Raw genomic sequence first — 24,635 nt, forward strand, 5'->3', positions numbered from 1 at the left:
TCCTTAGGGGTTGAGGGTGAAGGGTCGGAAGGTGCGTGGCCCGTACAGCCGGTCCAGCACCTGGTCGAGTTCGCGCAGCAGGCGCCAGGCGTCGTCGGGCCGCTTGTCCAGCAACCGCTGCCGACAGCCCTGGGCGAAGGTGAGCAGCTCACGCGGCGCGTGGCGGTTCAGCAGCCAGGTCATGCAGCGGGAGGCCATCCAGATGTCGGTGCCCGGCCCGGACTGCCGCTTCTGGACGACCTCGGGCGGGTACCAGTCCTCGTGGCCGGGCACGACCGCCGGGACGGTGCCGCCGACGGGGGCCGAGAAGCACCAGTCGACGAGCACCACGCCGTGTCCGTCCGGCTCGATCAGCACGTGTCGCGGCACTACCGCGCCGTGCACCACGCCGGCCCGGTGGGCCAGGCCGAGCGCCACCAGCAGCCGCCGCCACATCCAGGCCACGTCCCGGGCGTCCAACCCGTCGGGGTACGCGCGCCGCACCTCGTCGAGGTCGTGCAGCCCCGGTGCGGTGGCCAGCACGTTGACCCGACGTTCCGCTCCGGTCGCGGCGTCGCGGTGCCGGAACTCGTCCACCAGACGGGGCACGTACGGCAGGTAGCGGGGGTCGCCGCGCTCGGCGATGGTGCGCAGGGCGTGTGCCTCGCGGGTCATCAGGTCGTTGTCGGTGGGCCGCCGGGGCAGCTTGAGCAGTCGGTCGTCGCCCACGTCGTAGAGGTCGGCCAGGTCGCCGGAGTGGGCCAGCGCGCCGAGCCGGTAGTCGCCGAGGACTGTCACCTGCCGGGCTCGCCACCTGGTGGTGACGTGGATGAACGCCTCGGTGGCTTCGGCGCGTACCGCCGGGTCGGCCGGCAGGTGGTCGGGGTGCAGGGCCGCGACCAGCTCGCGGTAACGCCGTGCCGGCTGGTCCGCGCCGAACAGGTCGGCGTCGGTGCGTGCCGCCGCGACCAGGCCGATGGCCTCCGCCGTCCTCATCGCACCGTCTCCTCGCGGGCCGGGCGCAGCAGCGCCGGGTGCAGAAGGCGGGCGTCACCGGCCCGGTAGAGCCGGGCGCGGGGGCCGCCCCGACTGCCGCCGCGCTCGGTGCTGGTGCCGGTGCTCTCCACGAAGCCGGGAACGGACAGCACCTTGCGGTGGAAGTTGCCGGCGTGCAGCGGGTGACCCCAGACCGTTTCGTAGACGGCGCGCAGCTCGCTGATGGTGAACTCGGCGGGGAGGAAGCGGGTGGCGAGCGGGGTGTACTCCAGCTTGGACCGGGCCCGCTCCAGCGCGTCGTCGATGATCCGGCCGTGGTCGAAGGCGAGCTGCCGGCTGCTCAGCGCGGTCACCGGCAGCCAGATCGCCTCGTCGGCGTCGGTGCCGGGGGCCGGGTCGGGCAGGTCGGGGGCGAACGCGAGGTGGGCGATCGAGACGATGCGCATGCGCGGGTCGCGGTCGGGAGCGCCGTAGCTGCCCAACTGCTCCAGGTGTACGCGGCGCAGCCCTTCGCCGCCGAGCCCGGTCTCCTCGGCCAGCTCGCGTCGGGCGCCGGCGGTCAGATCCTCGTCGGGGTGGACGAAGCCGCCGGGCAGCGCCCAGTGGCCCTCGAAGGGTGCCTGACCGCGTCGGATCAGCAGCAGGTGCAGCGCGTCGTCGCGGATGGTGAATGCGACCACGTCGACGGTCACCGCGACCGCCGGATAGGCCCGGGGGTCGTACGCGTCCAGGAACTCCTGCTCGTTCACGGCGTCCCTCTCACTGTGAGAACATCTCTATGTGAGAACAACCTAGCGCATGGACGCACCCCTGCCAAGCCCGAACTACTCAGCAGGGGCGCTTCAGTGCGCGAGACCCGCCGGGTGCGGTCGCACGAAGCCAGCCGGGTGCGGTCGCACGAAGCCCGCCAGGTGCGGTCGGCCGCGCGAGTCGTGCACTGCGAACCCGCCGTCCGGCAGCAGAGCGAAGCTCACAGTGCTCGGCAGCGGCACCGGCAGCTTGAAGGCGACCTCGACGGCGTAGGAGTCCGGCAGCCGGTTCTCCAACGCGGCCAGGCAGCGGGCCTTGCTCCACATGCCGTGCGCGATCGGCCGGGGGAAGCCGAACAGTCGCGCACCGAGCCGGGAGGTGTGGATCGGGTTGTGGTCGCCGGACACCCGCGCGTACTCCGTGCCGACGCGGGGCTCCACCCGCCAGCGGGCCGTGCCGGCCGGCGCGTCGGGCCGTCCACCCCGGTCGCCGCCGCCGGGCTTGCGTTCCCGACCCAGGTACGTCGAGATACCCTCCCAGACCTTCTCGCCGTCCACCGAGCCGACCAGCACCACGTCCACCTGCCGCCCCCGGTCGTGCGGGCGCAGGTTCTCGGCGTACGCGACGAAGTCGACCGACTCGTCGGCGGTGATCGGACGGTGCACGGCGATCCGGTTGCCGACGTGCACCAGGCCGGTGAGGGGGATCGGGAACGCCGGCAGCGTCATCAGCCGCAGGGTCAGCGGAAAGCCCATGACGTGCGGGAAGGTCCCCGGCAGCCGATCGCTGAGCCGGAACCCGCAGACCCGGTCGTAGTCGGCCAGCCGTGCCCGGTCGGCTGTCACCCCGCTGACGGCCAGCTCGACCGGCGGCAGGCCGCTTCCGCGCCGCCCGCCGCCGACACCCGGTAGCGCGCCGAGCAACGCCCGTCGGTTCGACGCCCCGACCGCCGGCATCCGGGACAGGTCGATCCGGGTGCGGCTGCCCGACCCCGGTTCGAGAGCCGCGGCCAGTGTCTCCGCGGTCAGCGCCTCGGTCGGGCCGTCGATCAGCTCGTGCAGGGAAAGGTCGTCGTCCGGCTCCCTCTTGCCCCGCATCACGCCCCCAGCAGGCTCTGGCCGCACACCCGGACCACGTTTCCGCTGACCGCGCCGCTCGCCGGCCAGGCCAACCAACCGATCGTCTCGGCCACGTCCACCGGCAGGCCGCCCTGGGCCAGGCTGTTCATCCGCCGGCCCGCCTCACGGACCACCAGCGGGATACGCGCGGTCAGCCGGGTCTCGATGAAGCCGGGGGCCACCGCGTTGACGCTGATGCCCCGCTCCCGCAGGGTCGGGGCGAGCGAGTCGACCAGCCCGATCACTCCGGCCTTGCTGGTGGCGTAGTTGGTCTGACCCCGGTTGCCGGCGATCCCGGCGATCGAGGAGACCGACACGATCCGCCCGCCGGTCGGGATCAGCCCGCGCTCCAGCAGCACGTCGTTGATCCGTTCCTGGCTGGACAGGTTGACGTCGAGGACCTGGTCCCACCGGTCGGCGTCCATCCGGCCGAGCGTCTTGTCCCGGGTGATGCCGGCGTTGTGCACCACCGCGTCGACCCGGCCGTGCCTGCTGGCCAGGTGGTCGGCGAGCCGGGTCGGCGCGTCCGGTGCGGTCAGGTCGAGCTGGACGGCGGTGCCGCCGATGTCGTTCGCCACCGCCGCGAGCGCGTCCCCGGCGGCGGGGATGTCCAGGGCGACCACCTGTGCCCCGTCCCGGGCGAGCACCTTCGCCAGCGCCGCGCCGATCCCCCGAGCGGCACCGGTGACCAGCACCACCTGCCCGTCCAGTGGGCGCTCCCAGTCGGCCGGGACGGTCGCCTCGCCGGTGCCGACGCGGATCACCTGACCCGAGACGTACGCGGATCGCCCGGAGAGGATAAACCGGATAGTCGATGCGAGGCTCGTGGTTGTGCCAGCTGAGTGGGCCGGGCCGTCCGTCGCGATACTGCCGGCCCGGGTCACGTAGACGAGTTGGGCGGTGGTGCCCCGACCGAACTCCTTGCCGATGCTACGGACCAGCCCTTCCAGGGCGCGCTGGGCGGTCGCCTCGCGGGACGTCGGGCACTCCTGCGGCGGGGTGCCCAGCACGATCACCCGGCCACTGGGCAGCACGGCCCGGGCGTGCGGGTGGAAGAAGTCGTAGAGCTGGCGGAGCTGGGTGGAGTCGCTGATGCCGCTGGCGTCGTACACCAGGGCTCCGAAGCGGTCCTGGGGTCCGGCGTCGGCGGCATCGCGCAGCTCGACCCCGGCGGCCGTCAGGATCGTGCCGACCGGCTCGGCGAGCCGCCCACCGGTGGCCGCGCCGAGCACTGCCGGACCAGGCAGCAGCGGGTCGCCGAGGTGGTGCCGGCGCAGTCGAGGCGGATCGGGAAGCCCGAGGCGCTTGACCACCGTGCGGCCGGCGGCCGATTGGACGAAGCTCGCGTACCTGTCGGTCATGGGCGTAGCCTACTGGCGAGTAGGGTTCGAGCAACACTTTGCGAGGAGGCGGATCGTGCAGAACATCCGGAGGGTCGCGGTCATCGGGGGCAACCGCATCCCCTTCGCCCGTTCCAACTCCCGCTACGCGGACGCGTCCAACGCCGACCTGCTCGGCGCGGCGCTGGACGGCCTGATCGCCCGGTACGGTCTGGCCGGGCAGCGGGTCGGCGAGGTAGTGGCAGGGGCGGTGCTCAAGCACTCCCGCGACTTCAACCTCACCCGCGAGGTGGTCCTCGGCTCCCGGCTGGACCCGCACACCCCCGCGTACGACCTCCAGCAGGCCTGCGGCACCGGCCTGGAAGCGGCGATCCTCGTCGCCAACAAGATCGCCCTCGGGCAACTCGACGTGGGTATCGCCGGGGGTGTCGACACCACCTCCGACGCGCCGCTCGCGGTCAACGAGGAGATGCGCCGCACCCTGCTCAAGCTCAACAGCGCCCGCACCCTCGGCGAGCGGTTGAAGGTCGCCGCCCGGCTGCGCCCGCTCCAGCCGTTCAAGCCCGACCTCCCGCGCAACGCCGAACCACGTACCGGCCTGTCCATGGGTGACCACGCCGCCCAAACCGCGCTGCGCTGGCACATCGACAGGCGATCCCAGGACGAGCTGGCGCTGCGCTCGCACCAGCGGCTCGCCGCCGCGTACGACAGGGGCTTCTTCGACGACCTCATGACGCCGTACCTGGGGCTGACCCGCGACCAGAACCTGCGCCCGGACACCAGCGTGGAGAAGCTCGGCTCGCTCAAGCCGGTCTTCGGCACCCGCGGCCCGGACGCCGAGCAGGCCACCATGACCGCCGGCAACTCGTCACCGCTCACCGACGGAGCATCCGCCGTGCTGCTGGCCAGCGAAGAGTGGGCCGCCGCGCACAACCTGCCCGTGCTGGCCTGGTTCAGCTGGTCGGAGACGGCGGCGGTGGACTTCGTGCACGGCGACGAAGGACTGCTGATGGCCCCCGCGTACGCGGTGCCCCGGATGCTGGCCCGGGCCGGGCTGACGTTGCAGGATTTCGACTACTACGAGATCCACGAGGCGTTCGCCTCGCAGGTGCTGGCCACCCTGGCCGCCTGGGAGTCGCCGGAGTTCTGCAAGGACCGGCTCGGCCTGGACGCGCCGCTCGGCGCGATCGACACCGACCGGCTCAACGTGAACGGCTCCTCGCTGGCCGCCGGGCACCCGTTCGCCGCCACCGGCGGGCGGATCGTGGCGACCCTGGCCAAGCTGCTGGCCGAGAAGGGCAGCGGACGCGGGCTGATCTCCATCTGCGCGGCCGGCGGCCAGGGCGTGACGGCGATCCTGGAGCGCTGAGCGGAACGTCGCTTACCGAGTCACCTGGCAGCGGGCGTTAACGAGTCGTTCAGAAGCCGGCCCGCTGGTGGAGGGTTTACCGCGCGATGGTGATCGTCGCCGCGCCCTCGGCGCGCAATTGATCACTCCTGCGTGCGGATCGGGGCCGTATCACCATGGAGTCTGTCGTTCCACGGACGGTCACCCTCTCGGTGGTCATCCCGATGTTCAACGAGACCGCTGTCATCCCGGCTCTGGTCGCCCGGCTGCGGCCGGTGCTCGACGCGCTCGGCGTCGAGTACGAGGTGGTCGCCGTCGACGACGGCAGTCGGGACGACACCGTGTCGGTGCTCTTCGACCACGGCCGGGACTGGCCCCAACTCCGAGTGCTCCGACTGCGGCGCAACAGCGGTCACCAGGCGGCGTTGACCGCTGGCCTGCACCGGGCCGTCGGACACTGGGTGGTCAGCCTGGACGCCGATCTCCAGGATCCGCCGGAGACCATCGCCGAGATGCTTCGGGTGGCCCGCGAGGACGGGGTGGACGTCGTCTACGGCGTGCGCGCCGACCGCAGCACCGACACGGCCTTCAAGCGCAACACCGCCCGGGGTTACTACTGGACGATGCGTCGGATCGTCGGTGCCGACCTGCCCGCGCAGGCCGGTGACTTCCGGTTGCTCAGCCGGGACGTGATCGAGGTTCTGCGCGGACTGCCCGAGCGTGCCCCGGTCTACCGGCTGCTGGTGCCGTCGCTCGGCTTCCCCAGCGCCGAGGTGCGATACGACCGCGAGGCCCGTGCCGCCGGGGAGACGAAGTATCCGCTGCGCCGGATGGTCGCGCTGGCGTGGGAGAGCACTGCGAACTTCTCGGCCGCGCCCCTGCGCCTGGCCACCTGGATGGGGATGTCGAGCTTCCTGCTCTGCCTGGCCCTGATCGTGTTCGGCATGGTCGTGCACGTCTCCGGTGCCACCATCCCCGGCTGGACCTCGATGTTCGTCGCGGTGCTGCTGCTCAGCGGGGTGCAGTTGGTCTGTCTCGGCCTGCTGGGCGAGTACGTCGGCCGGATCTACGCCACAGTGCAGAACCGGCCCGCCTTCCACATCGGGTTCGACTCCCGGGACGGGGTTCCGGGCGCGGAGGCAGATGCACGTGTCGGTGACGACGTTGTCCGCCTCCGTGGCTGACGCCCTGCTGGCCGAGCGGGTCGACGGTCCGGCCCCCGCCGCGGCCCCGCGCCGGAATGCTCTCGTGCCGATTCTCAGCACGCTCCCGTGGGTGCTCGTGATCGGCGCACTGCCCGTGGTGTGGTCACGCGGCAGCGTGCCGGTGCCGGACCTCGCGGCGTTCTCCGCGTACTGGGTGTTCGCGCTGGTGCTCCCCGGGACCCTGGTGCACCGCGCGCTGCGCGGCAGTCGCGGCAACCTCCCCGAGGACCTCGGCTTCGGCGCGGCCACCGGCCTGCTGTTGGAGATCGTCGCCTGGGCGTCGGCAGCGGCGACTGGCCAACAGACCCTGCTGCGGTGGTGGCCGCTACCCGTACTCGTCGCGTTCGCCGCCGCGCCCCGGCTGCGCCGGCACTGGCGGGTCGGTGAGCGCCGTCCGCTGCCGGTCGGCTGGCACTGGGGCATGGGTGCGGCGCTGCTGGTGGTGCTGGCCTGGGGGTACGTCCAGTGGCGGATGGTTCCGCTGCCTCCGGTCTTCGGCGGCTACTACCAGGACGTGCTCTACCACCTGGGTCTGGTGCAGGAGTTGACGCGGGCGATGCCATTCGAGTTGCCGCACGTCGCGGGGGAGGCGTTGCGCTACCACTACCTCTCCGACGCCCACATCGCCAGCGGCAGCATGATCACTGGTATCGCGCCGACGACGGTGCTGCTGCGACTCTGGCTGGTACCGGTGGTCGGCGTGGCGGTGGTGCTCGCGGCCGGGCTCGCCCGCGACCTGAGTGGAGCGGTCTGGGCCGGCCCGGTGGCCGCCCTCACCGCTTTCACCGGTGCGGCGGTCACGCTCGGCTCGCCCGCGGGTGTGTCCGGCGAGATGCCGCTCTCCTACGCCAGCCCCTCCCAGACGTACGTGCTGGTGCCGTTGTTGCTGTTGGCCGGGCTCGTTGTCGACGCGGCCCGGGGGCGTTCCCTCGGCCCGGCCTGGCCGCTGGTCCCGGCGCTCGGGCTGGTCTGTGCGGGCGCGAAGTCCAGCGCGTTGCCGCCGCTGATCGCCGGCCTGGGTCTCACCGCCGTGGTGTTCTGGTGGCGCAAGCGGCAGATCCCACGACCTGCCCTGGTGGCGTTGGCCTGTCTGGTGGCGGCGATGGCGCTCGGTTTCCGGCTGTTCGCCGGTGGCGGAGCCTCCACCCTGCGCGTGCAGGCGTTGGCGTTGCTGCACTTCGTCGCCCCGTACGCCGAGACGCTCGGGCCGGGTGACGGGATCTGGCCGAGCGCACCGCTGCCACCGGGCATCAACGACGGTGGTGTCCTCGGATGGCTGCTGGCGTTCTCGGTGGTCGGCTGGTGGGTGCTGGGTCAGTCGCCACGGTGGGTGGGCATGGGCCTGCTCCGCGAGCGTGTGCACCGGGCCGATCCGGCTGTCTGGCTGCTCGCCGGCACGGTCCTCGCCGGGGCCGCCACCACCTGGGTGTTCCAGCACCCGTCGATCAGTCAGATCTACTTCTGGATGGGCGTCATCCCGATCGGCGTCGTGCTGACCACCTGGTCTCTCGCTGCGGCTCGGGTGCCCTGGCCGGTGCTGGTGGTGCCCGCCGTGGCCGGCGCGTTGGCGGGGCTCGCCACCGCCGGCACGGTGGTGGGTTTCGCCGTGCCGAGGATCAGCCGGCCCGGCACCCCCACCACCTCGACCATCGAGGGGTGGCTGCGGGTCCTGGGTCTCTCGGCCGCGCGGTACGTGCTGTTCGTGGCGGTTGCCGCCGCGCTCGCCGTCGCAGTGGCGGCCCTGTCGCGGCGTCCCGTCGCAGTGGCGGCTCTGTGGCGGCGTCCCGTCGCAGTGGCGGCCCTGTCGCGGCGCCGCGTTTCGGCGCCGGCAGCTTCGGGAGCAGGTCGTCGGCGAACGGTGACGATCGCCCTGGCCGGGGCCACCGCGGCGCTGCTCGGTGCCAGCGCCGCCGTCGTGCTGGGCGGGACGGTTCGCTCGGTGCTGACCGAGCCGGGGCCGCCTGCCACCGGACCGCAGCCGTACGCGCTGACCGTCGACGAGATGCGCGCGGCCCTGTGGCTTGACGACAACGCCGCCGACGACGACGTGGTCGCCACCAACGTCCACTGCCGGCCGGTGCGGACCACCCCGCACTGCGACGCCCGGGCGTTCTGGGTGACCGGGCTGGGCGGGCATCGCACGGTGGTGGAGAGCTGGGGCTACACCGACGCGGTGGTGGCCGCGCACGGCGTCGACAACCTGGGGTACGCCCGGCAAGACTTTCCCGATCAGGAGTTGCTCGCGCTCAACGACGGTGTGTTCACCTCACCGAGCGTGGCCGACCTGGATCGGCTCCGGACGGAGTACGGGGTCCGTTGGCTCTTCGCCGACAGCCGGGCCGGTGCGGTGTCGCCGGAGTTGGCCCGGCTGGCCCAGGTCCGGCTGGTCGCCGGCCCGGTCACCGTCTACGAGCTGACCCGCTCCTGACCGCTCCGGGGTTCCGGCCCGGTCCAGGCGCCGGTCAGCGGGTGCGGGACAATGAGGTACGTGACGACGATCCCGAACGTGCTCGCCAACCGGTACGCCTCGCCCGAACTGGTCGCCCTCTGGTCTCCGGAGGAGAAGGTCCGGATGGAGCGGCGGCTCTGGCTCGCCGTGCTCCGCGCCCAGCGTGACCTGGGTGTCGCGGTGCCGGACGGCGTGGTCGAGGCGTACGAGCGGGTGCTCGACCAGGTGGACCTCGCCTCGATCGCGGAGCGGGAGCGGGTCACCCGGCACGACGTGAAGGCCCGGATCGAGGAGTTCAGCGCGCTCGCCGGGCACGAGCACGTGCACAAGGGGATGACCTCCCGGGATCTGACCGAGAACGTCGAGCAGCTCCAGGTGCGTGCCTCGCTGGAGCTGATCCGGGACCGTGTGGTGGCCACCCTGGCCCGCCTCGCCTTCCTGGCGTACGAGCACTCCGAGCTGGTCATGACCGGGCGCTCGCACAACGTGGCGGCGCAGGCCACCACGCTGGGCAAGCGCTTCGCGTCGGCGGCCGAGGAGCTGCTGATCGCGTACGAGCGGTTGGAGGAGTTGATCGCGCGGTACCCGTTGCGGGGGATCAAGGGCCCGGTCGGCACGGCAGCCGACCAGTTGGACCTCTTCGACGGGGACGCCGACAAGGTGGCCGAGCTGGAGCGGCGGGTCGCCGAGCACCTGGGCTTCTCCCGGGTGCTGGACAGCGTCGGGCAGGTGTACCCGCGCTCGCTCGACTTCGACGTGCTGGCCGCGCTGGCGCAGACCGCCGCGGCGCCGTCGTCGTTGGCCACCACGATCCGGTTGATGGTCGGCCAGGAGTTGGCGACCGAGGGCTTCAAGCCGGGCCAGGTGGGCTCCAGCGCGATGCCGCACAAGATGAACACGCGCTCGTCGGAGCGGGTCAACGGCTTCGCCGTGATCATCCGGGGCTACCTGTCGATGGTCGGCGAGCTGGCCGGCGATCAGTGGAACGAGGGGGACGTGTCCTGCTCGGTGGTCCGTCGGGTCGCCCTACCGGACGCGTTCTTCGCCGCCGACGGGCTGTTCCAGACGTTCCTCACCGTGCTCGACGAGTTCGGCGCGTACCCGGCGGTGATCAACCGGGAGTTGGAGCGGTTCCTGCCGTTCCTGGCCACCACCAAGATCCTGGTGGCGGCGGTTCGGCGTGGCGTGGGCCGGGAGGTCGCCCACGAGGTGATCAAGGAGCACGCGGTCGCCGTGGCTCTGGCGATGCGCGAGAAGGGCTCCCCGGAGAACGACCTGTTCGACAGGTTGGCGGCCGACGGGAGGCTCGGCCTGTCCCGCGCCGACATCGACACCCTGGTCGCCGACCGCAGCGCCTTCGTCGGTGCCGCCCAAGCCCAAGTGGCAGCGGTAACAAAGCGCATCACCAAGGTGGTGGAAACCCACCCCAACGCCGCCACCTACAGCCCACCCCCCATCCTCTAACCCCCACCTCTCTGCGGTGATCAAGAGGTTTGCGTCAAGTTCGATCTCCCTGATGACCGAAACCTCTTGATCAACAGGGAGGTGGAGGCCCTACTCGCCGGTCGGGGTTTCTGCGGCTGTTCGCAGGTTGGGGGCGCTGGCCGGTTCGGCGATGCCGCCGAGGGACTCGGCGAAGGCCGGGTCGGTGGCGGTGTCCGCGGCGACCGCCGGCTGGTCGGCCGGCATGACCTCGGGCATGACGGGTACGGCGATCACCGCCGTTCCGTACGCGCAGATCTCCATCCACATCTCACCGCAGTCCCGGCTGTCGAACCGCATGCCGATCACGGCGTTCGCGCCGAGGCGCAGGGCCTCCTCGCCGAGCCGGGACACCGAGTCGGTGCGCCACCGGGTCAGGTTGTCCGGGGCCATCGGGTCGTACGCGCCACCGCGCAGGTTCTTGACCCCCTCGCGGTACGGGTTGCGCGTCCTGGCCATCGATGACACCACCTCACCGAGAATCTGGCGGATCTCGTAGCCGGGCAGTTGCTCCGTGGTCACGACCAGCACGTTTCCGATGCTGTCAGGAGGGGCCTGACCCGATCGGGCGCATTGTTCACCTGATCGGATGCTGCAAAACGGCGCGGCGCGGACGGCCGGCACGGGGCCGACCATCCGCGCCGCTCCGGGCGGTAACCGTCAGACACCGGCCACGGAGGTGATCCAGGCCCGGTTGTACGCAACGCTGCCGTAGTTCTGGATGCTGTAGCCGTCGGCCGTGGAGGCGACGCCAACCTGCTGGCCGTTGTAGAACTGCGGGCCGCCCGAGTCGCCCCGCCAGGCGTTGCCGCTGATCTCGGTGCTGCGGATCGCCTGCCCGCCGTACGCGTCGGTGACGCTGTTGCTGGTCACCCGTACGGTGGCGGTCTTGAGCACTGTCGACGCCGAGCAGCCGCTGTAGCAGGTCATGCCCCACCCGTAGATCGAGTTCGTCGAGTTGATCGGCGGGTTGCTGTTGGCCAGGCTCACCGTGGAGGTGCTGACGCTGCTGGAGAGCCGCATGAGGGCCAGGTCGTAGCGGGTGTAGGTGGCGCTGACCGTACGGGTGACCCCGCCGGAGGTGCGGTTCACGCTGCCGATCCGAACTGACATGGTGCCGTTGATGCAGTGCCGGGCGGTGAGCACCCACTGCGCGGCGATGACGCTGCCGGAGCAGGTGAACGAGCCGTTGCTGAGCACCGCGGCGGCCCAGGGCGCCGACGAGACGGTGGTGCCACCGATGATGGGTTGCGGGCCGGGCGGGGCGGCGGACGCGCCGGAGGTGGCACCGAGGGCGCCGACCAACGCGATGCTGACGGCGGCGAGCAGGGGGCGGATGCGCATCGGGTGAACTCCTTGGGCGGGGCGGACCCGGGGTCGCCGGGTGCGGATGGGTGCCGGTGGGAGGTCCCCGCCGACACCTCAATCGACTTACGTCGATGTACAGTAGGGCCCGGGCCGGGTGTTATCAAGGATTTGATCGAGGTTACTGAATGTAACGATTCGGCCTCCCGCTGCGCCGTATATGCCCTGCTGAGGCCACCTGCCCCGCCTGTCGCGCCGCCGTGAGCGCGGGCAATGTCGATCACTGCTTGAACTCCACCCGGCCGGTGCGTCCGCGGCCGTATCTGCCAGGTACGCTGGCTGCGCTCGCCCCATGTGGGTCGGCACCCAACTGCGTACACAGTCAGGAGTGCCCAGTGCCTCGCGTCGTCGTCGACGTCATGCTCAAGCCCGAGATCCTCGATCCGCAGGGCCAGGCCGTCGCAAACGCGCTGCCCCGGCTCGGCGTCGGTGACGTCGCCTCGGTCCGGATCGGCAGGCGGATCGAGATCGAGTTCACCGGTGAACCGGACCTGGACCGCGCTCGGGAGATTGCCGACAAGTTGCTCGCCAACCCGGTCATCGAGGACTTCACCGTCCGCCTGGTCGAGGCCGACGAGACCGCGGACGCCCGCTCGTGACCGCCCGGGTCGGCGTGGTCACCTTCCCGGGCTCGCTCGACGACGGAGACGCGGCCCGGGCCGTCCGGATCGCCGGCGCGGAGCCGGTCCGGCTCTGGCACGGCGACGCGGACCTGCACGGGGTCGACGCTGTCGTGCTGCCCGGTGGCTTCTCCTACGGTGACTACCTGCGCTGCGGTGCCATCGCCAGGTTCGCCCCGGTGATGGAGACGATCGTGGACGCCGCCCAGGGTGGCCTGCCCGTGCTCGGCATCTGCAACGGCTTCCAGATCCTCTGCGAGGCGCACCTGCTGCCCGGCGCGCTCACGCGCAACCAGCACCTGCACTTCCGCAACCGGGACCAGGTCCTGCGAATCGAGTCCGCCAGCACGGCGTGGACCAACGCGTTCCAGCCCGGCCAGGAGGTGCTCGTCCCGGTCAAGAACGGTGAGGGCTGCTACGTCGCGGACACCGCGACCCTGGACCAGCTCGAGGCCGAGGGCCGGGTTGTCGCCCGCTACGTCGGCGGCAACCCGAACGGTTCTCTGCGGGACATCGCTGCGATCACCAACGCCGCCGGCAACGTGGTCGGCATCATGCCGCACCCCGAGCACGCGGTGGAGGCGCTGACCGGCCCTTCGCTGGACGGCCTCGGCTTCTTCACGTCGGTCCTCAAGCACCTTGTCGGGGCGCCCGCGTGAGTGCGAGGAGCGCCGCGGTGACCAGCGTCACGATCATCGGTCTGCTCAACCGCCGTCCCGGCGGGCACGAGCGCAGCGAGGAGAGGTCATGACCACCCATCCGGACCCGGTACGGGACACCCCGGAGGCGTACTCCGCCCCGGCGCAGCCGGTTGAGCCGAGCCCGGCGCAGCCCGTCGCCCCGGCGGCCGCCCCCGCCCAGCCGGCCGCCGCCGTCTGGACCGAGGGCGTAGACACCGTGCCGCGCGCCGGTGGCACCCCGGGCGAGCTCCAGCCGTACACCGAGCTGGGCCTGCGGGACGACGAGTACGACCGGATCCGGCAGATCCTCGACCGCCGGCCGACGCAGTCCGAACTCGCCATGTACTCGATCATGTGGAGCGAGCACTGCTCCTACAAGTCGAGCAAGGTTCACCTGCGTCAGTTCGGTGAGAAGGCCCCGCACAGCGACCGGCTGCTCGCCGGCATCGGCGAAAACGCCGGTGTCGTGCAGATCTCCGACGAGCTGGCGGTGACCTTCAAGGTCGAGTCGCACAACCACCCGAGCTTCGTCGAGCCGTACCAGGGTGCGGCGACCGGCGTCGGCGGCATCGTCCGGGACATCCTCGCCATGGGCGCCCGCCCGGTCGCGGTGATGGACCCGCTGCGTTTCGGTGCGGCGGACCACCCGGACACCGCCCGGGTTCTCACCGGCGTGGTCGCCGGCGTCGGCGGCTACGGCAACTGCCTCGGCCTGCCCAACATCGGCGGCGAGTTGGTCTTCGACCCCTCCTACCAGGGCAACCCGCTGCTCAACGCCCTCTGCCTCGGCGTGCTGCCGGTCGACCGGCTGCAGAACAAGGCCGCCGCCGGCCCGGGCAACGTTGTCGTGCTGATGGGCGCCAAGACCGGCCGCGACGGCATCGGCGGCGTGTCGGTGCTGGCCAGCGCCACCTTCGACGAGGGCAGCGAGGCGCGCCGCCCCGCCGTGCAGGTCGGCGACCCGTTCACCGAGAAGCTGCTCATCGAGGCGTGCCTCGAGCTGTACGACGGCCAGCTGGTCGTCGGCATCCAGGACCTCGGCGGCGCCGGTCTGACCTGCGCGCTCACCGAGACCGCCGCCGCAGCCGGCACCGGCATGCGGGTCTGGCTGGAGCGGGTGCCGCTGCGCGAGCCCTCGATGGAGCCGCACGAGATCCTGGCCAGCGAGTCGCAGGAGCGGATGCTGCTGGTCGTCGAGCCGGACAAGCTGGAGGCGGTGCTCAAGACCGCCGAGAAGTGGGGCGTGCTCGCCACCGCGATCGGCGAGGTCACCGCACCGGAGCCGGACGGACGTCCAGGTCGGCTCCTGATCACCTGGCAGGACCACCTGGTCGTCGACGTACCGCCGGGTTCGCTCGTCGACGACGGCCCGGTCTACGCCCGGCCGATGCGGGAGCCGGCCGACCTGATCCTGCTCCAGGCCGACCGGGCCGAGACCCTGCCTCGGCCGTCCGACCCGGAGGCGCTGCGGGAGACCGTGCTGCGCATGATCGCGTCGCCGAACCTGGCCGACAAGACCTGGGTCACCGAGCAGTACGACCGCTACGTGCTGGGCAACACGGTGCTCGCCCAGCCGGAGGACGGCGGCGTCATCCGGATCGACGAGCGCACCGGGTTGGGTGTGGCGCTGTCGGTGGACGGCAACGGTCGGTACGCCCGACTGGACCCGTACAACGGCACCAAGCTGGCCCTGGCCGAGGCGTACCGGAACGTCGCGGTGACCGGCGCGAAGCCGATCGCCGTGACCAACTGCCTCAACTTCGGCTCCCCCGAGGACCCGGGTGTGATGTGGCAGTTCGCCGAGGCCGTGCGCGGCCTCGCGGACGGCTGCCTGGAGCTGGGCATCCCGGTGACCGGCGGCAACGTCAGCTTCTACAACCAGACCGGCGCGGCGGCCATCCACCCGACCCCGGTGGTCGGTGTGCTGGGTGTGCTGGACAACGTCGCCGACCGGGTGCCGATGGGCTTCGTCCCGCGCGCCGGGGGCGACCACGACCAGCTCTACCTGCTCGGCGAGACCAACGTGGAGCTGTCCGGCTCGGAGTGGGCCTGGGTGACGCACGAGCACCTCGGTGGCATCCCGCCGCAGGTCGACCTCGCCCGGGAGAAGGCGCTCGCCGACCTGCTGGCCGAGGCGGCCCGGGTCGGGCACCTCAGCTCGGCACACGACCTCTCCGACGGTGGTCTCGCCCAGAGCCTGGTCGAGTCCTGCCTTCGCCGTGGCGTCGGTGCCCGGATCGCGGTGCCGGAGCAGTTCACCGAGGGTTCGATGCCGTTCGTCTACCTGTTCAGCGAGACCGCCACGCGGGCGCTGGTGTCGGTGCCGCGCGGCCACGACAAGGCGTTCGCGGCGCTCTGCGCCGAGCGGGGCGTGCCGTTCGAGCTGATCGGTGTCACCGACCCGTCCGGCGGGGCGCTCGAGGTGCACGGGCAGTTCCGGATTGGCCTGGACGAGCTGCGCGCCGCGCACACCGAGACGTTGCCGCGCCTCTTCGGGGGCTCGGCCGCTGTCGAGGTGCCCGCGCCGGCCGCCGGTGTGGCGGGCGCGGTCGAGGGCGTACCGCTGCCGGTCACCTCGGACGAGGAGGCCGCACCGGTGGATCCGGCCGAGGTGGTCTCCGAGCCCATCGCCTCTTCAGGCCCCTCCCCGGAGACCGGCGCTGTCGAACCGATCGGGTCGGACTCCTCCGATGGGCCCACCGACTCGGAGACCGGTGCCACCGAGCCGTCGCCTGACGAGCGCTGAGGCGTTGACGGCCGCCGTCTACGGCCAACCCGGTTCGGGCGCCAGGTTCGACTGGGGTCCGACCGGCGCGGCCGAACTCGGGCGGGTCTGTGCGGCGCTGGTGGTGGTGGACGTCCTGTCGTTCACCACCTCGGTGGAGGTCGCGGTCGCCCGGGGCATGCGGGTGCACCCCTTCCCCTGGGGTGAGCAGGCCGCCGAGTACGCGCTACGCGTCGGTGCGGTCGCCGCAGTGGGTCGGCGGCAGGTGACCGCGACGCATCCGTGGTCGCTCTCGCCCGCCGCGCTGGTCGCCGCGCCGGTGGTGGCGGATCTGGTCCTGCCCTCGCCGAACGGCTCCGCCATCAGCGCCGCCGCCAGTGCCACCGGCCTACCGGTGGTCGCGGCGTGCCTGCGCAACGCGGGCGCCGTCGGGCGTTGGCTGCGCCGCCAGGGGTACGGCACCGTGGACGCCCCGATCGGTGTGATCGCTGCCGGGGAGCGCTGGCCGGACGGGTCGTTGCGCCCGTCGGTGGAGGATCAACTCGGTGCCGCCTCGGTGCTGGACGCCCTCTCCGGAGTGCCGGGTGGGCTGTCCGTGGAGGCGGCCATGGCGCTCGCCGCGCTGGCGAGCACTCCGGACGTGTCCGCCGCCGTACGGGGCAGCGTGTCCGGGCGCGAGCTGACCGAGGGCGGCTTCGCCGAGGACGTGGACGTCGCGGTCCGGCTCGGCGTGTCGGACGTTGTGCCGGTGCTCCGCCAGGGCGTCTTCTCCGCAGCCTGACCAACGGCAGCCTGACCAACGGCAGCCGGGTCAAGGGCCGCCCGCGTAACGACAGCCGGGCCAACGGCCGCCCGCGCAACGCATGCCCGGGCTCCGCTCCGCCTGCCGCCACCCTCTGCCGGACCGGTCCGCCCGCGTTGATCGACTCGGCTTTCGCGAAGTCGGGGGTGTCCAGGTCCGGCGGATGCCCCGACCATCCAGTCAGGCGAGTGGATCTTGCCACAGACGAAAACGGCCACCCGGATCTCCGGGTGGCCGTTCGCGTGCTGTTCTTGGTCAGTCGTCCAGCCAGTCGAGGCGTCGACCGCCCCGCTCGGTGGGCGGCGGGGTGTCCGGTCGGCCGCGGCCAGCCTGTTGGCCGTAGCCGCCCTGGTCGTAGCCTCGGTCGTCGTAGCCGCCGCGCTGCTGCTGCGGGGGTTCCTGACCGTAGCCGCCCTGGTCGTAGCCACCGGCCGGTTGGCCGTAGCCGCCCTGCTGCGGGGGCTCCTGGCCGTAGCCGCCCTGGTCGTAGCCTCGGTCGTCGTAGCCGCCGCGCTGCTGCTGCGGAGGCTCCTGACCGTAACCGCCGCCCTGCTGCGGGGGCTCCTGACCGTAGCCGCCCTGGTCGTAGCCACCAGCCGGTTGACCGTAGCCACCCTGGTCGTAGCCGCCGGCCGCCTGTCCGCCGTACCCTCCGGTCGGCTCAGCCGCCCGTCCGCCGTACGGTGCCGTGTCCGGCTGACCGTAGCCCTGCCCCTGCTCGGGCTGGTAGACACCCGTCGCGTACGGGTCGGCCGGCGCCGGGTACTGGGTGTTGTCGCCGGTGTAACGGCCGGTCGGCTCGTCGTACCGCTCCCCGTAGGCACCTCCGCCGGCGGGAGCCGGCGGGTAGCCCGCCGCGCCGGCCTGGGCGGTGTAGTCCCGGCTGCCGTAACCGCCACCGGAGGCGGGCGCGTTGCCGTAACTGCCACCGGAGGTCGGCGCACCACCGTAGCCAGCGCCGGAACCGGGCGCGGCGCCATAGCCGTCACCGGCGCCGTAGCCACCACCGGAGGCCGGGTCGTTGCCGTAGCCGCCGGCACCGTAGCCGCCGGGTGCGGGTTCGTCGCCGTAACCGGCACCGCCCCAGCCCTGCTGGCCCGCGCCGCCGTACGCCTGCGCCGGCGCACCGTACGGGTCCGGCGGAACGTCGTCGACGACCGGGCGGTGCATCATCGTCGGCGCCTCGCTCAGCGCTGCGCCGCCGACCATTGTCGGGTCCGCGCCGGGTCGACCACCAACCACCCGGGTCTGGTCGTCGGGGCCGCGGAAGCCGCCGCCGCGCGTGGGCGGGACCGGGCCACCGGCCGCCGGCACGGCGTCGTCGTCGCCGCCGTTCTCCTTGCGCTTCATCCAGAGCAGCACGATGGTGCCGACACCAGCGGCCACCAGGAGACCGCCGAGCAGGATGATCAGGTACGAGCCCGCGCCGCCGCCGCTGTCCTCGTTGTTCGAGGCGTTCGCCGGCGCGCCAGGGCTGGCTTCCTCGCTCGCCTCGTCCTCGGCGCCCTCCTCGGCGACCTCCTCGGTGGGAGTCGCCTCGGCGCTGGCCGACGGGGTGGGGCTGGGCGTCACCTCGGTCTTGATCGCGAGGCTGATCCGTTGACCGGTGAGGGACTGCCCGGCCGCAGCGTTGACGGTCTTGCGGGCCACCACGTTGTCGAAGCTGGCACCCAGGTCGAGTCGACCCGGCGCGATCGGGTTGCCCGTGGTGCCGGTGAAGCGGAAGTTGCCGCTGCCGTCGCTTGTGGTGTCGAAGCGCTTACCGGTGCTGTCCAGCAGCATGACCACAGCGTTGGGCACGGCCTTGCCGTCGGCCTGCGCGACCACCTTGCCGGAGACCGACTGCACGGTCTGCGCCTGCGGCGGCGCGGCCTTGCCCTTGACGGTCAGCGCGACGGTTTTGGTGTCCGGACCCGAGTTGGCCTCGACGGCGACCGTGATCGTTGCTGTCGCATCGCCGGCGTTGTCATTGGCCGCGATCCTGACCAGCACCGTCTTTGACGGGTTACCCAGTCCGCCGGGGAAGTCGAAATCGCCGCAACCGCCGGCGCAGCTGACGCCGGACGGCAGACCAGAGAGACTGATCTTTCCCTTTTCGTCGCCGTTGCTGCCCGCGACGCGCACGGTGAGTGTGGCGTCGCTGCCGGCGTTCAGGGTGACCGAGTTCGGGGAGACCTCGACGCTTGCGGCAAAGGCTGGTGTGGCGGGGACGGCGAGCAGAGCGCCGGCAACCAGCGCTACGACCACACCGGCCCGCTGCTTCCAGGCACGTCGGTGTGTTGACACGTCCACCGCCTTCCGGGCTGACTTCCCTCTGACCGGCGGGGCGCCGGGCCGGGGATCATCACGGTTCGAATACGCCGTCGGCAACTATGCCTTGTCCGACTGGATCGGCGCGACCCAGGGCCAGCGTCGGGTAGTTGGCCTGCGGGTCGTATCGTCCCGTCGTGTCCTCTCCGCACAGTAAGTCCGCTGCCGTAACTGCCGCATTGTCGGCGCTCGACGAGGGCCGTACGCCCGAACGGACGGTGTTCCGAGAGGCGGTCCGGTCGTTGTTGGCCGTCCTCGCGGAGCGCGCCCCCGGCCGATCGGTGGAGGTGCGCGTCCCACCATACGGGGCGATCCAGTGCGTACCCGGACCTCGACACACCAGGGGAAACCCGCCGAACGTGGTCGAGATGGCGCCGGACACCTGGCTGCGGTTGGCGACCGGGAGGGTCGGTTGGGCGGAGGCGGTCACCGAGGGTCGGGTCCAGGTGAGCGGTGTCCGGGCGGACCTCTCGGCGTATCTGCCCCTCGAATTGTCATGACGTCCTACTTAGCGTGACCCTCCGCGCAGAATCCGTGACTTTCTGTGCTGACGGCGATTCGCGTACACTGTCAGGCGACGACAGTGGTCCCGGCAGAGGAGTGTGGATCCGCCCGTGATCCCGCCCGGCCGGTCCAGACCAGCATGAGGGAGCGGTAGGTGCCCCGAGGCGACGGCCGGCTGAGCCACGACCTTGACCCCCAACGACCTGGCCCCCAGGATGCCTGTGGCGTCTTCGGCGTCTGGGCCCCCGGCGAAGAGGTTGCCAATCTGACCTACTTCGGCCTCTACGCCCTGCAGCACCGGGGCCAGGAGGCGGCGGGCATCGCGGTGAGCGATGGCTCCGGCGTGGTGGTCTACAAGGACCTCGGCCTGGTGGCCCAGGTCTTCGACGAGCCCACCCTGGCGAGCCTGCGCGGCCACCTGGCGATCGGGCACGCCCGCTACTCCACCACCGGCGCGTCGAACTGGGAGAACGCCCAGCCGACGATCCGTTCCACCACCTCGGGCACGACCATCGCGTTGGCCCACAACGGCAACCTGGTCAACACCGCCGAGCTGGAGAAGGAGGTCGCCGAGCGCGGCCTGGTCGCGGACGGCTCGACCAACGACACCTCCCTGGTGACGATGCTGCTGGCCGGCCGACCGGACCTGTCGGTCGAGGCGGCGGCGCTGGAGGTGCTGCCGCAGCTGCGCGGCGCGTTCAGTTTCGTCTTCATGGACGAGTCGACCCTCTACGCGGCCCGCGATTCGCACGGTGTCCGCCCGCTCGTGCTCGGCCGCCTGGAGCGTGGCTGGGTGGTGGCCAGCGAGACCGCCGCACTGGACATCGTCGGCGCCAGCGTGGTGCGCGAGGTCGAGCCGGGTGAGCTGATCGCGATCGACGAGAACGGCCTGCGCTCCACCCGGTTCGCCGCGCCGGAGCCGAAGGGCTGTCTCTTCGAGTACGTCTACATCGCCCGCCCGGACGCCACGATCGCCGGGCGCAACGTCCACGCGACGCGGGTGCAGATCGGTCGGCAGTTGGCCAAGGAGCACCCGGTCGAGGCGGACCTCGTCATCGGCGTGCCGGAGTCCGGCATTCCGGCCGCCATCGGCTACGCGGAGGCGTCCGGCATCACCTACGGCGCCGGCCTGATGAAGAACCCGTACGTGGGTCGTACCTTCATCCAGCCGTCGCAGACCCTGCGTCAGCTCGGCATCCGGCTCAAGCTCAACCCGCTCCGGGAGAACGTCCGGGGCAAGCGCCTGATCGTCGTGGACGACTCGATCGTTCGCGGCAACACCCAGCGCGCCATCGTGCGGATGCTGCGTGAGGCGGGGGCGCTGGAGGTGCACGTCCGGATCTCCTCCCCGCCGGTCAGCTGGCCGTGCTTCTACGGCATCGACTTCGCCACCCGGGCGGAGCTGCTGGCCAACGGGTTGGACAACGACGGCATCCGGCGCTCCATCGGCGCCGACACGCTGGGCTACGTTTCGCTTCCCGGCCTGATCGCCGCGACCGAGCAGCCGAAGACCCGGTTGTGTCGGGCGTGTTTCGATGGGGAGTACCCGATCGAGTTGCCGGCCGGCAACCTGATCGGCAAGCACGTGCTCGAAGGTGTGGGCCGACGCGTCGCCAACTCGGCGCTCGAAGGCTCGCACGTGAACGGCTCGTCCGTCGCCACTCCGGGTGGCGTTACCGCAAACCGCCCGTAGCACCAACCGGCGCGGCCCGGCTACCGCCGGCGGCACCGAGAACCAAAGGGGAGAACCGTGACGCACGTGTCCGAGCGCAGCGGCGCAGGAAGCAGCCCGACCGGCGCCGGCGGCGACCGTCAGCCGTGGACGGGCGGTGCTGGCCGCCAGGCGCGCAAACGCTCGGTCTCGTACGCCGATGCCGGGGTCTCCATCGACGCGGGTGACCGCGCGGTGGAGTTGCTCAAGTCGAAGGTGCGCCAGACCCGCCGGCCGGAGGTGCTGGGTGACCTCGGCGGCTTCGCCGGCCTGTTCCGCCTGGACACGAAGAAGTACAAGAACCCGATCCTGGCGTCCTCCACCGACGGGGTGGGCACCAAGCTGGTGATCGCTCAGCAGATGGACATCCACGACACGGTCGGCATCGACCTGGTGGCGATGGTCGTGGACGACCTGGTGGCGTGCGGTGCCGAGCCGCTGTTCCTGCTCGACTACATCGCCACCGGCGAGGTCGTTCCGGACAAGGTCGCCGAGATCGGAGCGGGCATCGCCGACGGCTGCCGCTACGCGGGCTGCGCGTTGTTGGGCGGGGAGACCGCCGAGCACCCGGGCGTACTCCGCCCGGACGAGTACGACATCTCCGCGACCGGTGTCGGTGTGGTCGAGGAGGCCGACATCCTCAGCCCGGAGCGGGTCGAGGTCGGCGACGTCGTGATCGCCATGCGCTCCTCCGGCCTGCACTCCAACGGCTACTCGCTGGTCCGGCACGTGCTCCTCGGTGCGGCCCGGATGCGCCTGGACATCGTGATCGACGACTTTGGTCGGCAGCGGACCCTGGGCGAGGAGCTGCTCACCCCCACCAAGATCTACGCCAAGGACTGCCTGAAGCTGATCGCCGAGGCCGAGGTGCGGGCTCTGTCCCACATCACTGGCGGCGGCATCCCCGGCAACCTGGTCCGGGTGCTGCCCGAGCACGTCGACGCGGTGGTCAACCGGTCCACCTGGAAGCCGCAGCCGATCTTCGACCTGATCCAGACGAAGGGTCGCATCGACGACCAGGACATGGAGTCCACCTTCAACATGGGTGTCGGCATGTTCGCGATCGTGTCGGCCGAGGACGCCGACCGGGCGCTGGCCACGCTGACCGGCCGTGGTGTCGAGGCGTGGCAGGCCGGCGAGATCATCGAGGGCACCGGCAACGTGCAGATGGTGGGTCAGCACACCCGGGGATGATCACCCTCTGGTGATCGTACGGGCACCTGATCAGGGCTTCACCCGAGTGGCCAATGCCGCCTAGCCTGAAGGGCACCCTTCAGAGCCGGCGGAGGAGGGCGATGGCTGCTCGGGGACAGTCGTTCAGCGGGATGCGCGGCCTTGCCGCCGTCCCGTCGTACGTCGTCATGCAGCCGACGACCCTGTGCAACCTCGACTGCGCGTACTGCTATCTGCCGTTTCGGGCCACCGACCAGCGCATGCCGGTGGCGGTGGCCGAGGCGGTGGCGGTGGCGGTCAACCCCTGGGCGGTGGCCGGTCGGTTCTCCGTGGTGTGGCACGGCGGCGAACCGTTGGCCGCCGGCCCGGAGCACCTGGGCGACCTGATCGCGCCGTTCGGGCCCGAGGTCGAGCACCACGTGCAGACCAACGCCACCCTGATCGACGACGAGTGGTGCGACTTCTTCGCCCGGCACGAGATGCGGGTGAGTGTGAGCGTCGACGGGCCGCGGGCGCGTAACGGTGACCGGGTCAACCGGGGCGGCCAGCCGGCGTACGACCGGATCGTGCGCGGTGTCGCGGCGCTGCGCCGGCGCGGTCTGCCCTTCTCCGCCCTGGCCGTGGTGTCCCGCCCGGAGCGGGGGTTGGCCACCGAGCTGTACGACTACTTCCTCGACCTCGGCTGCGACGTGTTGGGCATCAACATCGAGGAGACCGAGGGCGTCAACACCCGGGGCAACCGTCACGACGCGTCGGAGGTGACCGCGTTCTGGGCGGAGTTGGTCGCGGCCTGGCGGCGTGCGCCCCGGATCCACCTCCGCGAGGTCGAGTGGTCGTTGCGGTACGCCGCAGCGGTGCTCGACGGCTCGGCTGACGGTGTGCTGCCCCGCCATCTGGACCCGATCCCGACGATCGGTCACGACGGCTCGGTGACCGTGCTGTCCCCGGAGTTGGCTGGCTTCACCCACCCCCGCTACGGCGACTTCAGCAGCGGCAACGTCCTGAGAACCCCACTGGCGGAGATCCTCGGCGCGGCGGCGGCGACGCCGTGGGTGGGGGAGTTCCTCAGCGGTGTGGAGGCGTGTCGGGTGTCCTGCCCCTACTTCGGCTTCTGCGGCGGTGGTCATGCCGCCAACCGTTACTTCGAGCTGGGGCGTTTTGACGGTACGGAGACCGAGCACTGCCGCAACAGCAAGATCCGTCTATTGGAGGGAGTGTTGGAGCATGCCCGAGAGCACCAGTGACCGGCGGCCCGAGCGCACAGCGGATGACGGAGTCAACGAGCGTGTGCGGGAGGCTGCTCCTGCCCTCGTCGCGCTGTTGCGTGAGGCTGAGGCTGCGCGACGTCTGCGTTCGGAGGTGTCAGGCGGCGACGGCGCGAGCGCGGTCTGTGCCTGGAACCACTTCGAGAACATCCCGACGTTCTACAACTGGAACAACCGCCCGCGCTGAGGGGGCCGTGAACAGGGGCCTGTCGGGCGGCCGGAGTGTTTCCGGTCGGGTCAGGCCCCTGATCGTCGGCGACTGCACCTGCACGGGACGTGCGTGAGCACGCGGGGATCACCGCGTGCTCAGCTGCGTCGAGAGGTCAGCGGGTCGGACGGACCCAGGGATCCGGATCGTCGTCCGCGTGATCCTCATCATCGTCGTCGACGAACTCTTTAGAGTCGTCGTCGAAGTGGTGCTCAGACTTACCAGCACCCGCCAGTTCGCGCTGCAAGGCGGTGAGGTCGGTGTTCGGGGAGTGGTACTTCAACTCCCGGGCCACCTTCGTCTGCTTGGCCTTAGCACGGCCGCGCCCCATGGCTCGACCCCCTCGCACAGAATGCGGGGCAGCCCGAAGGCGGGCCCCGATGACGTCAGGCATCTCTCGTGGCTCTTACGGTACATGGGGATGCCACCGTTCGGCACCTCGGGTTACCGTCAGCCGGCTCTGCGCGTCGCGTCGATCCGGCCGTCACCCAGTGTACCGGGTAAGGAGCGGAACGGTTAGCGCCCGTGACACCGGACAAACCGCACCAAAATTCGATCCGGCCTCAGCTTACCCAGCCGCGCCCATACGGGTGGCCCGGAGGCGG

General features: G+C 71.4%; 21 protein-coding genes. 13 read left to right on the plus strand and 8 right to left on the minus strand.

Annotated features, from left to right (window positions below; genetic code table 11):
- Nucleotides 1-3: 3 nt before the first annotated feature.
- The 4 genes from O7631_RS06005 to O7631_RS06020 all read right to left on the minus strand — a co-directional run bounded on the left by O7631_RS06005 (nucleotide 4) and on the right by O7631_RS06020 (nucleotide 4,204).
- Nucleotides 4-975 (minus strand): serine/threonine protein kinase, encoded by a 972-nt coding sequence (locus O7631_RS06005; RefSeq protein WP_278143364.1) that lies wholly within the window; start codon nucleotides 973-975, stop codon nucleotides 4-6.
- Complete coding sequence (locus O7631_RS06010) at nucleotides 972-1,724, minus strand: NUDIX domain-containing protein (protein WP_278143365.1); 753 nt, start codon at nucleotides 1,722-1,724, stop codon at nucleotides 972-974. Before O7631_RS06010 ends, O7631_RS06005 begins: the two co-directional genes overlap by 4 nt.
- A gap of 93 nt (nucleotides 1,725-1,817) precedes the next feature.
- The gene (locus tag O7631_RS06015) at nucleotides 1,818-2,681 is read right to left on the minus strand and encodes a MaoC/PaaZ C-terminal domain-containing protein (protein WP_278147855.1); all 864 of its coding nucleotides are present in this window, start codon (nucleotides 2,679-2,681) and stop codon (nucleotides 1,818-1,820) included.
- A gap of 140 nt (nucleotides 2,682-2,821) precedes the next feature.
- Nucleotides 2,822-4,204, minus strand: coding sequence for a 3-oxoacyl-ACP reductase (locus tag O7631_RS06020; protein ID WP_278143366.1), 1,383 nt, complete (start codon nucleotides 4,202-4,204; stop codon nucleotides 2,822-2,824).
- A 55-nt stretch (nucleotides 4,205-4,259) separates the two neighbouring features.
- Between O7631_RS06020 and O7631_RS06025 the strand changes: the two genes are divergently transcribed.
- From O7631_RS06025 to purB, 4 genes are all read left to right on the plus strand, one after another.
- Nucleotides 4,260-5,552 carry an acetyl-CoA C-acetyltransferase gene (locus tag O7631_RS06025; RefSeq protein ID WP_278143367.1) on the plus strand — a complete coding sequence of 431 codons (1,293 nt, stop codon included), beginning with the start codon at nucleotides 4,260-4,262 and terminating at the stop codon, nucleotides 5,550-5,552.
- A gap of 155 nt (nucleotides 5,553-5,707) precedes the next feature.
- Nucleotides 5,708-6,715, plus strand: coding sequence for a glycosyltransferase family 2 protein (locus O7631_RS06030; RefSeq protein WP_278143368.1), 1,008 nt, complete (start codon nucleotides 5,708-5,710; stop codon nucleotides 6,713-6,715).
- Complete coding sequence (locus tag O7631_RS06035) at nucleotides 6,675-9,164, plus strand: hypothetical protein (protein WP_278143369.1); 2,490 nt, start codon at nucleotides 6,675-6,677, stop codon at nucleotides 9,162-9,164. The genes O7631_RS06030 and O7631_RS06035 overlap by 41 nt, the downstream gene beginning before the upstream one ends.
- 60 nt (nucleotides 9,165-9,224) lie before the next feature.
- Nucleotides 9,225-10,649 carry an adenylosuccinate lyase gene (gene purB, locus O7631_RS06040; protein ID WP_278143370.1) on the plus strand — a complete coding sequence of 475 codons (1,425 nt, stop codon included), beginning with the start codon at nucleotides 9,225-9,227 and terminating at the stop codon, nucleotides 10,647-10,649.
- A gap of 90 nt (nucleotides 10,650-10,739) precedes the next feature.
- Here the strand turns inward: purB and O7631_RS06045 are convergent, their stop codons facing one another.
- Nucleotides 10,740-11,303, minus strand: coding sequence for a YbjQ family protein (locus tag O7631_RS06045; protein WP_278143371.1), 564 nt, complete (start codon nucleotides 11,301-11,303; stop codon nucleotides 10,740-10,742).
- Nucleotides 11,304-11,327: 24 nt separating this feature from the next.
- Nucleotides 11,328-12,011: a trypsin-like serine protease gene (locus tag O7631_RS06050; protein WP_278143372.1), complete on the minus strand. Its 684-nt coding sequence runs from the start codon at nucleotides 12,009-12,011 to the stop codon at nucleotides 11,328-11,330.
- 356 nt (nucleotides 12,012-12,367) lie between these two features.
- Between O7631_RS06050 and purS the strand changes: the two genes are divergently transcribed.
- The 4 genes from purS (at nucleotide 12,368) to O7631_RS06070 (ending at nucleotide 16,838) form a co-directional block, all read left to right on the plus strand.
- Nucleotides 12,368-12,631, plus strand: coding sequence for a phosphoribosylformylglycinamidine synthase subunit PurS (purS, locus tag O7631_RS06055; RefSeq protein WP_030491392.1), 264 nt, complete (start codon nucleotides 12,368-12,370; stop codon nucleotides 12,629-12,631).
- Nucleotides 12,628-13,311: a phosphoribosylformylglycinamidine synthase subunit PurQ gene (gene purQ / locus O7631_RS06060; protein ID WP_278143373.1), complete on the plus strand. Its 684-nt coding sequence runs from the start codon at nucleotides 12,628-12,630 to the stop codon at nucleotides 13,309-13,311. The genes purS and purQ overlap by 4 nt, the downstream gene beginning before the upstream one ends.
- Before the next feature lie 88 nt (nucleotides 13,312-13,399).
- Nucleotides 13,400-16,078 carry a phosphoribosylformylglycinamidine synthase subunit PurL gene (purL, locus tag O7631_RS06065; protein ID WP_278143374.1) on the plus strand — a complete coding sequence of 893 codons (2,679 nt, stop codon included), beginning with the start codon at nucleotides 13,400-13,402 and terminating at the stop codon, nucleotides 16,076-16,078.
- Nucleotides 16,079-16,082: 4 nt separating this feature from the next.
- Nucleotides 16,083-16,838 carry a 2-phosphosulfolactate phosphatase gene (locus tag O7631_RS06070; protein WP_278147856.1) on the plus strand — a complete coding sequence of 252 codons (756 nt, stop codon included), beginning with the start codon at nucleotides 16,083-16,085 and terminating at the stop codon, nucleotides 16,836-16,838.
- A 276-nt stretch (nucleotides 16,839-17,114) separates the two neighbouring features.
- Here O7631_RS06070 and O7631_RS06075 read toward each other — a convergent pair whose 3' ends face one another.
- A complete protein-coding gene (locus tag O7631_RS06075; RefSeq protein ID WP_278143375.1) occupies nucleotides 17,115-19,145 on the minus strand; it encodes a carboxypeptidase regulatory-like domain-containing protein in 2,031 nt (676 codons plus the stop codon).
- A 161-nt stretch (nucleotides 19,146-19,306) separates the two neighbouring features.
- On the opposite strand from O7631_RS06075, the gene O7631_RS06080 reads away from it, so the two are divergent.
- The 5 genes from O7631_RS06080 (at nucleotide 19,307) to amcA (ending at nucleotide 24,009) form a co-directional block, all read left to right on the plus strand.
- A complete protein-coding gene (locus O7631_RS06080; RefSeq protein ID WP_278143376.1) occupies nucleotides 19,307-19,669 on the plus strand; it encodes a sterol carrier family protein in 363 nt (120 codons plus the stop codon).
- 158 nt (nucleotides 19,670-19,827) lie between these two features.
- A complete protein-coding gene (gene purF, locus O7631_RS06085) occupies nucleotides 19,828-21,366 on the plus strand; it encodes an amidophosphoribosyltransferase (protein WP_278143377.1) in 1,539 nt (512 codons plus the stop codon).
- 57 nt (nucleotides 21,367-21,423) lie between these two features.
- Nucleotides 21,424-22,578, plus strand: a complete 1,155-nt coding sequence (purM, locus tag O7631_RS06090) for a phosphoribosylformylglycinamidine cyclo-ligase (RefSeq protein ID WP_088986889.1) — start codon at nucleotides 21,424-21,426, stop codon at nucleotides 22,576-22,578.
- A 131-nt stretch (nucleotides 22,579-22,709) separates the two neighbouring features.
- Entirely contained in the window at nucleotides 22,710-23,801 is a 1,092-nt protein-coding gene (gene amcB, locus O7631_RS06095; RefSeq protein ID WP_347403537.1) for a cyclophane-forming radical SAM peptide maturase AmcB, read from the plus strand.
- Entirely contained in the window at nucleotides 23,782-24,009 is a 228-nt protein-coding gene (gene amcA / locus O7631_RS06100) for a multiple cyclophane-containing RiPP AmcA (protein WP_269681628.1), read from the plus strand. Before amcB ends, amcA begins: the two co-directional genes overlap by 20 nt.
- Before the next feature lie 136 nt (nucleotides 24,010-24,145).
- On the opposite strand, the gene O7631_RS06105 is transcribed toward amcA, so the two are convergent.
- Nucleotides 24,146-24,361, minus strand: coding sequence for a DUF3073 domain-containing protein (locus O7631_RS06105; RefSeq protein ID WP_030332207.1), 216 nt, complete (start codon nucleotides 24,359-24,361; stop codon nucleotides 24,146-24,148).
- Nucleotides 24,362-24,635 lie beyond the last annotated feature (274 nt).

Origin of the sequence: Micromonospora sp. WMMD967 (assembly GCF_029626165.1) — a bacterium.
In the GTDB taxonomy this organism is placed as follows: domain Bacteria; phylum Actinomycetota; class Actinomycetes; order Mycobacteriales; family Micromonosporaceae; genus Micromonospora; species Micromonospora taraxaci.